This is a genomic window from Streptomyces yaizuensis (assembly GCF_034961445.1).
Classification (GTDB): domain Bacteria; phylum Actinomycetota; class Actinomycetes; order Streptomycetales; family Streptomycetaceae; genus Streptomyces; species Streptomyces yaizuensis.
In genome coordinates, this window is record NZ_BSBI01000005.1 from 303,148 (window position 1) to 317,467 (window position 14,320).

The following is a 14,320-nucleotide window of genomic DNA, read 5'->3' on the forward strand; positions in this document are numbered from 1 at the left end:
AGTCGGCAGACCAGACGGTCCAAAGAAACTCACATCGCTTCAAACAGGCGAGGGGATGACGGTGGCGCAATTCGGTTCATTCGCGGAGCTCGTGCTGACGCGTTCGGACGAACGGGGTGACGCGGACGCGTTCGTGTTCCTCGCGGAGGGCAGGGGCGGCACGGAGGCCGAGCGGCTGCCCTATCGGGAACTGGACCGGGCCGCCAAGGATCTGGCGTCATGGCTTCAGGAACACGGGCTCCAGGGGCGCCAGGTGCTCCTGCTCTACCCCTCGGGCCTCGACTTCGTCAAGGCGTTCGTGGCCTGCCTGTACGCGGGCGCGGTCGCCGTGCCCGCGCCGCTCCCCTCGGAGCAGGGCCAGCACTTCCAGCGGGTCTCCGGGATCGTCCGGGACGCCCGGGTCGGGGCGGTGCTCACCCTCGCCGCGCACGCCCCCGACGTCGAGGCGTGGCTCGCGGCCGAGAACTTCGCCGACGTGGTGTGCCTGCCCACCGACCGGGGCCCGGTCGGCGACATCGGCACCTGGCGCGACCCCCGGCTGCGCCCGGACGACCTCGCCTTCCTCCAGTACACGTCGGGTTCGACCAACGCGCCGAAGGGGGTGATGGTGTCCCACGGCAATCTGCTCGCCAACGAGGCCGCCATCGCCCGCGCGACCGGCAACACGCCCGACATGGTCGTCGGCGGCTGGCTGCCCTTCTACCACGACATGGGGCTGATCGGGCATGTGCTCCAGCCGCTGTGGCTGGGGGCCGTGAGCGTGCTGATGTCCCCGGTGTCCTTCCTGCGCAAGCCGGCCCGCTGGCTCCAGATGATCAGCGAGTACGGCGTGCACGGCAGCGGCGGCCCCAACTTCGCGTACGACCTGTGTGTCCGCCGGATCACCGACGCCCAGCTGGAGGGTGTGGACCTGTCGAGCTGGCAGACGGCGTGCAACGGCGCCGAGCCGGTACGGGCCGAGACCCTGCGGGCGTTCACCGAGCGTTTCGGGCCGTACGGCTTCCGCAGCGAGGTGATGTTCCCCTGCTACGGCATGGCGGAGACGACGCTGCTGGTGACGGGTACGCCCCGGGGCCGGGGCGCGCTGGTGCGCGAGGTGGACGCGGCCGGTCTGGAGCGGGGTTCGGTCGAGGGCCCGTATCTGGGCTCGCCCCGGCGGGAGCTGGTCAGCAGCGGGGTGGCGGACGGCGAGGACTTCGAGGTCCGGGTGGTGGATCCGGACACGCGTGCCGAGCGGCCCGCGGGCCGGGTCGGCGAGATCTGGATCCGCGGGGCGAGCGTGGCCGCGGGCTACTGGGAGCGCCCCGAGGTGAACGCCGAGGTCTTCGGGGCCCGGATCGCCGGCCAGGAGGAGCTGGGGCCCTGGCTGCGCACCGGTGACCTGGGTGTCCTGGACGGGGCCGAGCTGTTCGTCACGGGCCGGCTCAAGGAGATGGTCCTGATCAACGGCCGGAACATCTATCCGTACGACGTGGAGAGCGCGGTGCGCGGACTCGATCCGGCGATTGGCACGGGGGCGGTGTTCGGGATCGACGCCGGGGGCCAGGAGCACCTGGTGGTGATCCACGAGATCAAGGCGGCGGCGGCGCGTACGGAGCTGAAGGCGCTCGCGGCGGAGATCCAGCGGATGGTCGGGCGGGAGTTCGCGGTTCCGGCGGGGAGCGTGGTGCTGGTGCGGCCGGGCACCATCCGGCGGACGACCAGCGGGAAGATCCAGCGGACGCTGATGCAGAAGCTGTTCCTGCGGGGTGCGGTGGCGCCGCTGCACGCGGTGGTGGACCCCGCGGTGCGGGAGCTCATCGAGAACACAGCAAGCACAGCAAACACAGCGAGCACGGCCAGTGCGGTGGGTGCGGCGACCGCAGCGGACGCCGAGGTCGCCGTTCCCGAGCCGGCTCCGGTGGGCTGACCCATGGAGCATCGTCCCTTTTCCGTCGCGCAGGAGCTGGAACGGCTGCTGGGTGACCCCGAGGATCCCGAGGCCGTCTTCTCCCACGCCCACTGCCTGGAGCTGGACGAGCGGGAGGAGTTCCCGGCGGAGATCTGCCGTGCGCTGGAGTCCTGGGGGCTCCAGGAGTACTACGTCCCGGCGGAGTACGGCGGCCGGCTGACCGACTACGAGACCGTGATGCAGGTGATGCGGGTCGTCGCCCGCCGCGATCTGACCGTCGCCATCGGGCACGGCAAGACCTATCTGGGCGGGGTGTGCGTCTGGGTCGCGGGGACGGAGGAGCAGGCCCGGCGGCTCGCCGGGGACATCCGCTCGGGGCTGCCGGTGTCGCTGGCCCTCACCGAGCGGGCCCACGGCAGCGATCTGCTCGCCGGGGACGTGGTCGGAACGGCGGCCGACGACCTCGACGGCGTCAATGACATAGACGGCATCGACGGCACTGAGGACCGTGCCGGAAACGGCGGTGGCTGGCGGCTCAGCGGGGAGAAGTGGCTGATCAACAACGCCACCCGGGGCAGTCTGCTGTCGGTCCTCACCCGTACCCGGCCGGAGGGCGGCCCGCGCGGATTCACCGTGCTGCTGGTGGACAAGCGGACCCTGACGCCGGGCGAGCACTACCGGCAGGTGCCGAAGATCCCCACGCACGGCATCCGGGGCGCGGACATCAGCGGCATCGTCTTCGACGGCGCCCCGGTGCCGGCGGACGCGGCGGTCGGCGCGGAGGGCGCCGGTCTGGAGACCGTGCTCAAGGCGCTCCAGCTCACCCGGACGATGTGCGCGTCGCTGTCGCTGGGCGCGGCGGACCACGCGCTGCGGATCGCCCTGGACTTCGCCGAGCGGCGGGAGCTGTACGGGCGGCGGCTGGTGGATCTGCCGCAGGCCCGCCAGGTGCTGGCCGGGGCGGCGGCGGACGTGCTGGCCGGTGAGGCGCTGGCGACGGTGGCGGCGCGTTCGGTGCACACCCTCACCGACGAGCTGAGCGTCGCGGCGGCCGCGACCAAGTATCTGCTGCCGACCGGCACGGAGGCCGTGATCGCCGAGCTGACGCGGCTGCTGGGCGCGCGCGCGTTCCTCAAGGGAGTGCACGCCCGGGGCATGTTCCAGAAGGTGGACCGCGACCACCGGATCGTGGGCCTCTTCGACGGCAACACGCTGGTCAATCTGAACTCGCTGGTCAACCAGTTCCGTTCGCTGGCCAGGGGCTGGCAGCGGGGTACGGGCGACACCGCGGGGGCGGCCGGTGCCTTCGACCTCGCCGGTGGGCTGCCGGCGCTGCGGCCCGAGCGGCTGACGCTGGTGGCCCGGCGCGGCAGCGGCATCATGGCGACGCTGCCGGAGTCGGTGGCGGCGCTGCGGGCCGAGGCGACCGGGCGGCCGGAGCTGAAGGGCGCGCTGGGGACGGCGGAGCGGCTGCTGGCCGTGGCCGGGCGGGTCCACGAGGAGATGGACACGTACCGCGCGGTCGTCTCCGATGTGCCGCCCGCCGCGTTCGACCTGGCCCGCAGGTACTGCCTGTGCCTGGCCGGGGCGGCGGCGCTGGGGCTGTGGGCGCACAACCGCCGTGCGGCGCGCGCGGGCCGCACGGGCGGGCTGTGGCAGGACGCCGTCTGGCTGTGGCCGGTGCTCGACCGGCTGCTGGTGCGCCTCGGCGAGCAGGACGGGCCGGAGCCGGACGCCTATCCGCGGCTGCTGGAGCAGCTGCGGGCGGCCGGTGCGGCGGGGGAGCTGTTCTCCCTGCTGCCGCTGCGCCTGTCGGCCACCGCCCCGCCCACCGGCACCGGCACCACGCCCGGCGGGGCCGTCCGGGAGAGCACCGGCACCGGGACCACCACCGCGGCTCCCGGGGCCGTCCGGTCCGGCGCCACCACCGCGTTCGCACACACCGACACCGGGAAACCGCCCGCGGGCGGGGACCGGACTTCCGAGGGGACGTCATGCTGAGTGATCCCGCCGTCCCGGGGCTGCGCGGCGAGGCTGCCCCGACCGGCACCGACAACGCCGCCGGGGCGCGTCCCGGCACCGATCCGGCCGGCACCGACCCGGTGGGCGGCGCACCGGTCGGCGGCACAGGCGCCCACGAGGCCCAGGAGAGCGCCGTCCAGGCCCGGATCGCCGATCTGGAGAAGCGTTTCGGGGACCCCGACGACGAGGGCAACCCCCTGTCCGCCGCGCATATCCTCACCGCCGACGAGGCCGGTGAGCTGCCGCGGGCCGGGGAACGGCTCCTGGACGAGCTGGTCTTCAACGCCGAGTACGTGCCGACCGCGCTGGGCGGGCGGCTGGACCGGCTGGACACGCTGGTCCGGGTGATGCGCCAGGTCTTCCGGCGCGACGTGGCCCTCGGTCTCGGCTACGGCATCACCTCCTTCATGGCGGCGGCGAACGTGTGGACCGCCGGCAGCGGGGAGCAGCGCCGCAGACTCGCGGAGCTGCTGCTCGACAATCAGAAGATCTCCGTCGCGTACCACGAGCTGCCGCACGGGAACGACTTCGTCCGCAACGAGTTCCGGGCGGATCCCGTCGCGGGCGGCTACCGGCTGCGGGGCCGCAAGGAGGTCATCAACAACGCCGACCGGGCGGCGGCCTTCTCCCTCTTCAGCCGGACCGACGGGAAGCCGGGCAGCCGCAGCCACTCGGTGCTGTTCGTGGAGCGGGACCGGCTGGACCCGGAGCGGTTCGCGGTCCTGCCGCGGTACGAGGCGGTGGGCGTGCGCGGCTGCCGGCTGACGGGGCTGGAGTTCGACGACTGCCCGGTGGCCGGTGACGCGCTGGTGGGCGAGGTGGGGCAGGGTGTCGAACTGGCGCTGCGCTCCTTCCAGATCACCCGCAGCGCGATCCCGGGGATGGCGGTCGGCGCGCTGGACACGAGTCTGCGGACGGTGGTGCGGTTCGCGCTGGGACGGCAGCTGTACCGGCGGTCCGTGATGGAGATCCCGCATGCCGCCGAGACTCTGAACGGGGCCTTCCTCGACCTGCTGATCTGCGACAGCATGGCGCTGGTCGGCACCCGCGCGGTGCATCTGCTGCCCGACGAGACCAGTGTGTACGCGGCGGCGGTGAAGTACCTGGTGCCGAAGACGCTGACGGACACCATGTACGACCTGTCGATCGTGCTCGGGGCCCGGTTCTATGTGCGGGAGGGCGAGTTCGGGCTCTTCCAGAAGCATGTACGGGACCTTCCGGTGCTGAGCCTGGGGCACGCGGGTTCCGCCGCCTGCCAGGCGACGATCATTCCGCAGCTGTCCCGGCTGGCGCGGCGGGCGTGGTTCTCGGGCGACGAGGCGCCCCGTGCGCTCTTCAGCCCCCGGGAGGGCCTGCCGGGTCTCCCGTTCGACCGGCTCGCCCTGGCCAGCGGCAAGGACAGCCTGAGCGCGTCGCTGGTCGCGTCCGTCGACGGCCTGCCCAGCGGCTCGCCGGAGGAGCTGGCCGTGCAGGCGCTGGTGATGAAGCTGCTGGACGAGCTGCGCCAGCTCCAGGAGGAGAGCCTGAACCTCTCGCCGCAGGACCGTACGGCCCTCGCCTCCCCCGCCAGTTTCGCGCTGGCCGACCGCTATGCCGTCCTCCTGGCGGCGGCGTCCGTCCTGGGCGTGTGGCGGTCCGCGCGGGACGACGGCGGCGATCCCTTCCTGGCCGACCCGGCCTGGGCCGCCGCCGCGCTGCACCGGCTGGTCCGCAGGCTGGGCCGGCGCCCGGCCGCGCTGCCGCCCTCGTGCGAGGGCCGGGTGCACGAGGAGGTGCTCCGACGCTTCCACGAACGCCGCAGTTACGACCTCTACGACACCCCGCTGGCCGGCTGAGATCCGGCCCGCGCGCCCTCACAAGGAGTACCCCATGTCTGTTCCCGCGTCTGTTTCCGCCGACGGCTCCGCCCGGACCGAGCGCGCCGAGCACAGCTTCGAGTCGCTGAGCGGCTGGCTCGCCGACCGGATCGCGCTCTACCTCAAGCGGTCGCCGTCCGAGATCGTGCCCTCCGTGCCGCTGGCCGAGTACGGCCTGGACTCGGTGGCCGCGCTCAGCCTCTGCGGAGACATCGAGGAGGACTTCGACCTCGTCCTGGAGCCCACCGTGGCCTGGGACTACCCCACCATCGACGCCCTGGCCGGACACCTGGTGGAAGAACTGCGGGCGGTCGCGAGTGATGCCCGATGAGGCCGGTCGCCATCGTCGGCCTCGACTGCCGTTTCCCGGGGGCGCCGGACGCCGGCGCCTACTGGGAGATGCTGATGCGTTCCGGCGAGGGGGTGGGGAAGGTACCGGGGCAGCGCTGGAACGCCCGGGACTTCCACTCCCCCGCCGGGGCCGAGGGGCATTCCAACACCACCGAGGGCGGGTTCATCACCGACCCCGACGCCTTCGACAACGAGTTCTTCACCATCTCGCCGCGCGAAGCGCAGGCGATGGACCCGCAGCAGCGGCTGCTGCTCCAGTGCGCCTGGCGGGCCGTGGAGGACGCCGGGATCGCGCCGGCGAAGCTGGCGGGCAGCAATACCGGCGTCTTCGTCGGGATCATGGGCAATGAGTGGGCGCAGCTCCATCTGACGGACTACGCCCGGGTCACGGCCCAGGTGGGCTCCGGCAACGGCTACTGCATGACGGCCAACCGGGTCTCGTACCACCTGGATCTGAAGGGTCCGAGCCTGGCGGTGGACACGGCCTGCTCGTCGTCGCTGGTCGCGGTCCATCTGGCGTGCAACGCGCTGCTGTCGGGCGAGTGCGACACGGCCATCGCGGGCGGGGTGAACGTGGCCCTCACCCCGGCGCTGGGGATCTTCTACACCCAGGCGGGTCTGTCGGCGCCGGACGGCCGGTGCAAGCCGTTCAGCGCCGACGCCGACGGCATCGGCCGGGGTGAGGGCGTGGGCGCGGTGGTGCTGCGCCGGCTGGAGGACGCCATCGCGGACGGTCAGCCGGTGTACGCGGTGATCCGCGGCACCGCCGTCAACCAGGACGGCCGCAGCAACGGGATCACCGCGCCGAACCGCTGGTCGCAGCAGGAGGTGCTGTCGTCCGCGTACCGGCGGGCCGGGGTGGAGCCGTCGGACGTGACCTTCATGGAGGCGCACGGCACGGGCACGGTCCTCGGCGACATGATCGAGGTGAAGGCGCTGGGCGGGCTGCACGCGGCCCGCTCGGGCCGTCCCCTGTCGTTCGGTTCGGTCAAGGGCAGCATCGGGCACACGGAGGGCGCGGCGGGCATCGCCGGGCTGATCAAGGTGGCCCTGTCCCTGCACCACCGGGTGGTTCCGGCGAGCCGGTACGCGACCAAGGAGAATCCGGCGCTCAAGCTGAACGCCCAGGGGCTGCGGCTGCTGAAGACTCCGCTCCGGTTGCAGAACCGGCCCACGATCGGCGGGCTGAGCAGCTTCGGCATGGGCGGCACCAACGCCCACGCGGTGCTGGAGTCGGCGCCTTCGTACGCGGCGCGGCCGGAGGCCGAGCAGCCCCGGGAGGGTTCGTCGGAGACGGCCCACGGGCGTACGGGGCTGGGCAGCGGGGTGTTCACGCTGAGCGCCCCGTCGGCGGCGGCGCTGCGGCGGAACCTGCTGGCGCAGGCGGACGCCGTGCAGCGGCGCCGGGTGCCGGTGGGGCCGCTGTGCTGGAGCAGCAATCTGGTGAAGACGGGCCACCGGCACCGGTTCGCGCTGCCCGCGTCCGACAGTGCCGCGCTGGCGGCGGCGCTGCGCGAGGCGGCGGGCGACGAGGAGGCACTGGCCCGGCTGACGGGGCAGGCGGCCGGCAGGCCGCTGGTGGCGCTCCTGTTCACCGGTCAGGGCTCGCAGTATCCGGCGATGACGGCCCGGCTCTACCAGGAGTCGCCGCTGTACCGCCGCTATCTGGACGAGGCGGACGGGGCGCTCGCGCCGCACACCGGCGGTTCGGTCCGGGAGCTGCTGCTGTCGGGCGACGGCGCGGTGCACCGTACGGGGTGGACCCAGCCGGCGCTGTTCGCGGTCGGGTACGCGCTCGCCGCGAGCGTGCACGAGCTGGGGGTGCCGCCGGCGCTGCTGCTCGGGCACAGCGTGGGCGAGTACGCCGCCGCCGTGGTGGCGGAGGTGTTCCCGCTGGAGCAGGCCGCCCGGCTGGTCGCGGCCCGGGGCGCGCTGATGGAGCGGCTGCCCGAGGGCGGCGGGATGATGGCGGTCCGCGCGGACCCGTCGGACGTCGCGGAGCTGGTGGACGGAGAGCCGCTGGTCGGCGTCGCGGCCGTGAACGGCCCGAAGTCGACGGTGCTGTCGGGCGATCTGAGGGCGCTGGCCCGGATCGAGTCGGTGCTGCTGCGGCAGGGGGTGCGGTCGCGGCGGCTGGACGTGTCGCACGCGTTCCACTCGCCGCTGATGGAACCGATGCTGGAGCGGTTCGCCCGGGTCGCCGACGAGGCGGGCGGCGGGGTGCCCAAGCTGCCGGTGTACTCGACGGTGCGCGGGCGGCTGCTCCAGGCCGAGCCGATGGACGCCAAGTACTGGACGGAGCACGTCAGCGCCCCGGTGCTGTTCGGAGACGCGGCGGCGCAGCTGCTGGACGCCGGTCCGACGCATCTGGTGGAGGTCGGCCCTCAGCCGGTGCTCTCCCGGATGGCGCGCAAGCTGCGTCCGGCCGCCGGGGAGCGGGGGCACACGGTGGCCCTGGTCCCCGGCCCGGAGACCGACGGCGGGGAGCTGGCGCGGGCGGTGGCGGAGCTGTACCGCACCGGTCTCGATCCCCGGTGGAGCGCGGTGTACGCGGAGGAGGACCGGCTGCGGACGCGGCTGGCGCCGTACCACTTCTCCGACGCGCACCGGTTCTGGACCCGTGAGCCGATCCGGAAGTCCGCCGGTACGGAACCGGTGGTGCCGGCGCCGCAGGTCCCCGGCGAGCCGGTGGTGGCCCCCGCGGTGGGGCCGGGCGCCGGTGAGCCGGTGGCGCGGGCGGCCCGGGAGGCGGTGGGCCACCCGGTCGAGCGCGCCGTGATCGAGGCGGTGGCGGAGGTCGGCGGCTACGCCGTCGACGAGATCTCCCCGCTGTCGCTGCTCTACGAGGACCTGGGCTTCGACTCGGTGATGGTGATGGAGCTGAAGGACCGGATCCAGGACCGGCTGCCCGGCATGGAGGCGATGAGCGTGCAGGATCTCCTGCCGCGCCTGTCGTCGGTGGGCGACCTCATCGGCTATCTGCGCGAACGGGCCGACTCCGCCACCGCCGCGTGACCCGGCACGGCGGCCGGTTCCGCCGCCGGGCCGGACCCCTCGTACGCCCGGACCGGGCGCGTCCCCCTGCTCCCTGTGCCGGGGGACGCGCCCGGGCCCGGCCCCGCCGATCGCCTTCCCCGTCCGCGGGACGGCCGACCGCACAACCGCTAGGTCGTTTCTTACGGATCAGGCTGGGTCAGGGAGCGGGGTCTGGTGCATGGGGTCTCCCCAGGCCCGCCAGGGCCGAGGGGACGCATCGCAAGGCGGAGGAATGAGTCCCTGCGGTGGGGGCACCTCCCGGGCCGCCAGGCCCAGGGGGCCAGCGGCGATTGACGACAACGCGGCGTGGGGGTACCTCCCGGGCCGCAAGGCCCAGGGGGAGTGCGGCACCAGGGCACGCGAGCCCCAGCAAGATCCGTAAGAAACGGCCTAGGACAGAAAGGACCGCACGATGCAGTCACCCCAGGCGTCCCCCGGGGCGGTGGCGTATCTCGCCGCCGTCGGCACGGCCCTGCCGGGCGATCCGGTGGACAACACCAAACTGGCCAAGACACTCGGCGTCAACGACGAGTGGATCGATGTCTTCATCGGGACCCGGACCCGGCACTTCGCCCGCGATCTGGACAGCGGTGAGGTCCGCTGGTCGCTCGCCGATCTGTGCGCGCAGGCGGGCGAGCGGGCCATCGCCGCCTCCCGGGTGGCCCCCGAGGAGATCGAGTTCGTGGTGATGGGCACCGCGACCCCGGACCATCTGATGCCCGCGACCGTGAACACCGTCGCGGATCTGCTGGGTCTGGACCAGATCCCGACCTATCAGCTCCAGTCGGGCTGTGCGGGCGCGGTCCAGGCGCTGGAGCTGGGCCGTACGCTGATCACGGGCGGCGGTTACCGCGCCGGCCTGGTGATCGGCGGCGATGTGTGCAGCAAGCACCTGGAACTCGACCGCGATCTGTCCGGCGCCCCGCCGAGCGACCTCGTCAACTATGTGCTCTTCGGGGACGGCGCGGGCGCGGCGGTGCTCACCGCCGAGCCGCGCGGGCAGCGGATCGCGGTGCGGCGGGTGCTCAACCGCTTCACCGGCCTGGGCCGGGAGCCCGGCCAGGTCATCGACTGGTTCGGGCTGGCCGACCGGCACGAGGACCGGCAGGCGGTACGGGAGGACTACAAGGCTATCGAGGAGTCCGTCCCGGTCATCGCCGAGGAGATCCTCTGGGAGCTGCTGGAGGATCTCGGCTGGTCCACGGACGATGTGGACTTCCTCCTTCCGCCGCAGCTTTCCGGTCATATGACGCGGCGTATCACCCAGCGATTGAACCTGCCGGGCGCCGTCGAGGTGTCGTGCGTCGCGGACACGGGCAACAATGGAAACGCCCTTCCCTTCCTGCAACTGGACGCTCTCGTAGGACAAATGACGGAGGGTCAGAGAGCGCTTGCCGTCGCCGTCGAGTCCAGCAAATGGATCAAATCCGGTTTCGCGCTGGAGAAAGCCTGACGGCCGGCACCCCCGTCGTACACCGTGGCTCCGGGCCGTCCCGTCGACTCCCGCCGGGACGGGCCCGTCCGCTCCCCACCCGCTTTCCGTCCGTTCCCCCATCCGTTCCGCGCCGCCCGGGAGGGCACCACCGATGCAGACCATCGACGACTTCGTCCGCCTCGTCAGGGACGAGCTGGGCATGCCGCTCCAGGACCACGAGGTCGAGTCCGACCTCGATCAACTCCCCGAGTGGGACTCCCTCTACCTGCTGAAACTCGTCACCGTCCTGGAACAGACCACCGGCCGGCCGCTACCGGTCGGGCGGCTCCTGGAGGCCCGCAGCCTCCAGGAGATCTACCAGCTGGCGGTACGGACATGAGCGGGTCCGCCGGATCCGCGCGGGACCCGGCGCGGACGCACTCCGAGCGGCGCCGCGCCCACACGCTCTACTTCCTGGAACACGCGGCGCGACAGCGGCCCGTGCACCTGGACACGGACATCGACATGAGCCGGGTCGAGGCGCACCGGGCCGCCGCCCGTGCCGAGGGGCGGCGCTCGTCCGTGGTCGCGTATCTGCTGTACGCGGCCGGCCGGGTGCTGCACCGGCATCCGGCGGCGAACGCCGCGCTGGCGCCCCGGCCGTTCGGGGCGCGCGGGCCGCGTACCGTCCGCTTCCCCGGGGTCACCGCCAAGCTGGCCCTGGACCGGACCGTGGACGGGGAGCGGACGGTGCTCTCCGCGCTGCTCCCGGGGCTGGAGAGCGCCGCTCTTGCCGAGATCCAGGAGCGGATCGAGCGCTATCGCGGCCCGGGGGCCGCCGAACTGCCGGAGTTCCGGGGGGTGCGGCTGCTGGGCCGGCTGCCGGCGCCGCTGGGGCGGCTCGCCTTCGCCGCGGCCCTGCGCGATCCGCGCCGCCGGCCCGCCGTCTTCGGCACGGTCTCGGTCAGTTCGCTCGGCCACCGGCCGGTGGACGGCTTCCACTCCAGCGGCGGCACCGCCGTCACCCTGTGCGCGGGCCGGGTCGTGGACCGGGCCGTCGTCCGGGACGGACGGGTCACGGTCGCCCCGGTGATGCGGCTCGGGCTCACGTTCGACCACCGGATCATCGACGGCGCGGCGGCCGCGGATGTGCTCGGCGATCTCAAGACCACCTTGGAGGAGTTCGATGACGGCGCGAAGGGGGACGGCTTCCAGACCTTCGTTCGGGGAACCGGTCAAGATCTCCGGACGTGACGGTGCCTGGGACCGGGTCCGCGCCGATCTGGAGGAGCGCTCGGTCGCGGTGCTGCACGCCCGGCTCGCCGACTGGCGGCCCGACCAGACCGGCGGGCCGCGGCTGCGGACCCTGCTCGGCCGGGACTGGGAACGCTATCTGGAGATGACGCACCCGGATGTGCGGATGCGGTTCGCCGCCTCGCGGATGCTGCTGAAGTTCGCGGCGGCGGTGGCACTGCGGGTGCCGCCGCAGGTCATCGAACTCGGCTACGGCCCCACCGGCCGGCCCTATCTGCGCGGCTGCGACGCCGTGGACATCAGTCTCAGCCATACCGAGGACCTGCTGCTGATCGGCCTCACCACCCGGGGTCTGATCGGCGTGGACGCCGAACGCGAGGACCGCCCGCTCTACACCCGGGGGCTGCACCGGCATGTCTGCACCCCGCACGAACTGGGCGCGCTGGCCCGGCTGCCGCCCGAGGAGCGGGGCGCGGCCCTGGTGCGGCTGTGGACCCTCAAGGAGGCGTACAGCAAGGCGATCGGCCAGGGGCTGCGCTTCCGCTTCACCGACTTCGGGTTCGGTCCCGACGGTCAGCCCACCCGGGTACTCGCCCCGGACGGCGCACCCGGCACAGGTGTCGAGTGGGAGTTCGGCACCTTCTCGGTGGCCGGCGGCTATGCCGTCAGTGTCGCGGTGAGCGATTCCGGTTTCGGCGGCGTGCGGGACACGGCGGCCAAGACCATGCTCGATCCGCATGTGGTGGACCTGCTGACCGAGGCCCTGGGCGAGGACGAGGACCCCACAGACAGCACGGCCGGCTCGGACACCGATGTGTGGAGCGACGGCGGCGAGTGGGCGCGGGGCGCGTTCGCACGCTGACGACGTTGTCAGGGCCACGCCGGATGCGTCAGGGCAGGCAGGGCGGGCAGGGCAGGGCCGACGGCGATCCGGCGCCGGCCGGGCGACCGGCTGAAGGGCGCCGTGGCCAAAGGGAAGCACTCCCTTTGGCCACGGCGCCCTTCCGTCCGTCCGCACGGCTCCGGCCCGGGTCCGGCACGGCTCCGGCCCGGGTCCGGCACGGGTCCGGGCGCACGCTCCGGCGGGCGACAAGCGTTCCTTAAGGGGCAGGCGGCAGATTTGTCTCCGGGCGGGCGCTCGACCGGGGCACATCCCCCCACCCCGGCACGGCGCCCGCCCGTATCACGCGGCCGCCACAGTGCTCGCGGTCTCCCGCCGGGCGGCGGCGGAACGGCACCATCCGGCCCCTGCCGGAACGGTACGGACCGACAGCACGGCACGGCTCCGCACGGCGCACATCCCAGGAACGGCCCCCGGCCGGCACACCTGGCACGGGGCCCTCGGTTCCGAGGGAGACTTAAGGACGGCACGCCATGGACCATCTCGACGAGCTGAAGGCGTTCGCCCGGCTGCACGCCCGCGGTCAGGGCATCACCGAACGCCAGGTGGCGGCGGTGCTGCCACGGATCACCAACGACGAGCCGGGGCACCCCGCCTCCTGGGCCCGCGTCTGGACGGCCGAGGCCGACCGGCTGGCCCGCGCCGGCCGGCCCCTGGACGCCTGCCGCCGCTACGCCCTCGCCCGCTTCCCCCACCACGGGGACACGGACCGGGCCCGCGCGCAGGCCAACTGCGTCCGCACCTTCGACGACTGGCGCCGGCGGCGGGGCATCGGCCGGCTCGTCCTCGACCACCCCGACGGCACCGTGGCCTGCTGGACGGCCGGGCTCGACGCCCGCCGCCGCAGGCCGCTCGTCGTCGTCTCGGGCGGCATCGTCAGCGTGAAGGAGCAGTGGGCCCCCCTGCTCCCGAAGCTGGCCCGGCTCGGCTGGGCGGCGGTGGCGACCGAGATGCCCGGCGTCGGCGAGAACACCCTGCGGTACGGGCCGGACTCCTGGCGGCTGCTGCCGTTCCTGCTGGACCGGCTGGCGGGGAGGGCCCGCGTCGAGCGGACCCATGTCCTCGGGCTCAGCTTCAGCGGCCATCTCGCCCTGCGGGCCGCCGCCCACGACCCCCGGATCCGCAGCGTCCACACCGTCGGTGCCCCCGTGGCCGGATTCTTCTCCGACCCGCGGTGGTGGCCCCGGGTGCCCGGCATCACCGTGGAGACACTGCGCCGGCTCACCGGCACGGCCGACGAGGACGCCCTGCGCCGGCTGCTCCAGGACTTCCCGCTCGGCCCGGACACCCTGGCGTCGGTGCGCGTCCCCGTCGGTTACGTCGTCAGCTCCCGGGACGAGATCATCCCCGCGGGGGACCAGCGGCTGCTGGCGGCGGCGCTGCCCCGGGTGCGCTTCAAGGAGTTCGACGACGTGCACGGCTCCCCCGCGCACCTCGGGCCGATGCGGGGCTGGCTGATCGGCTCGCTGCTGCGGGCCCGGTTCGGCGGCGGGCCCGGCCCCGCGCCCGTACCGGCCCCGCCACCGGTCACGGCCGGACCCTAGGCCGTCTCACGACCCAGGCACACACGGAGCGGCCCCCGGCCCTCCCCCCGG

Annotated in this window: 10 protein-coding genes; all 10 read left to right on the forward strand. The window is 73.5% G+C overall.

Annotated features, from left to right (window positions below; all coding sequences use genetic code 11):
- Nucleotides 1-55: 55 nt before the first annotated feature.
- Nucleotides 56-1,909 carry a fatty acyl-AMP ligase gene (locus tag SYYSPA8_RS15015; protein ID WP_407706006.1) on the forward strand — a complete coding sequence of 618 codons (1,854 nt, stop codon included), beginning with the start codon at nt 56-58 and terminating at the stop codon, nt 1,907-1,909.
- A 3-nt stretch (nt 1,910-1,912) separates the two neighbouring features.
- Nucleotides 1,913-3,892 (forward strand): acyl-CoA dehydrogenase family protein, encoded by a 1,980-nt coding sequence (locus SYYSPA8_RS15020; protein WP_323447650.1) that lies wholly within the window; start codon nt 1,913-1,915, stop codon nt 3,890-3,892.
- The gene (locus tag SYYSPA8_RS15025) at nt 3,886-5,748 is read left to right on the forward strand and encodes an acyl-CoA dehydrogenase (RefSeq protein WP_323447651.1); all 1,863 of its coding nucleotides are present in this window, start codon (nt 3,886-3,888) and stop codon (nt 5,746-5,748) included. Before SYYSPA8_RS15020 ends, SYYSPA8_RS15025 begins: the two co-directional genes overlap by 7 nt.
- 34 nt (nt 5,749-5,782) lie before the next feature.
- On the forward strand, nt 5,783-6,100 hold the full coding sequence (locus SYYSPA8_RS15030) for an acyl carrier protein (protein WP_323447652.1): 318 nt from the start codon (nt 5,783-5,785) through the stop codon (nt 6,098-6,100).
- On the forward strand, nt 6,097-9,135 hold the full coding sequence (locus SYYSPA8_RS15035; protein ID WP_323447653.1) for a type I polyketide synthase: 3,039 nt from the start codon (nt 6,097-6,099) through the stop codon (nt 9,133-9,135). Before SYYSPA8_RS15030 ends, SYYSPA8_RS15035 begins: the two co-directional genes overlap by 4 nt.
- Nucleotides 9,136-9,568: 433 nt before the next feature.
- Entirely contained in the window at nt 9,569-10,609 is a 1,041-nt protein-coding gene (locus tag SYYSPA8_RS15040) for a 3-oxoacyl-ACP synthase III family protein (protein WP_323447654.1), read from the forward strand.
- A gap of 133 nt (nt 10,610-10,742) precedes the next feature.
- Entirely contained in the window at nt 10,743-10,970 is a 228-nt protein-coding gene (locus SYYSPA8_RS15045; RefSeq protein ID WP_323447655.1) for an acyl carrier protein, read from the forward strand.
- Nucleotides 10,967-11,824: a 2-oxo acid dehydrogenase subunit E2 gene (locus SYYSPA8_RS15050; protein ID WP_323447656.1), complete on the forward strand. Its 858-nt coding sequence runs from the start codon at nt 10,967-10,969 to the stop codon at nt 11,822-11,824. The genes SYYSPA8_RS15045 and SYYSPA8_RS15050 overlap by 4 nt, the downstream gene beginning before the upstream one ends.
- Nucleotides 11,757-12,686, forward strand: coding sequence for a 4'-phosphopantetheinyl transferase superfamily protein (locus tag SYYSPA8_RS15055; protein ID WP_323447657.1), 930 nt, complete (start codon nt 11,757-11,759; stop codon nt 12,684-12,686). The genes SYYSPA8_RS15050 and SYYSPA8_RS15055 overlap by 68 nt, the downstream gene beginning before the upstream one ends.
- A gap of 512 nt (nt 12,687-13,198) precedes the next feature.
- A complete protein-coding gene (locus SYYSPA8_RS15060; protein WP_323447658.1) occupies nt 13,199-14,269 on the forward strand; it encodes an alpha/beta fold hydrolase in 1,071 nt (356 codons plus the stop codon).
- Nucleotides 14,270-14,320: the final 51 nt, after the last annotated feature.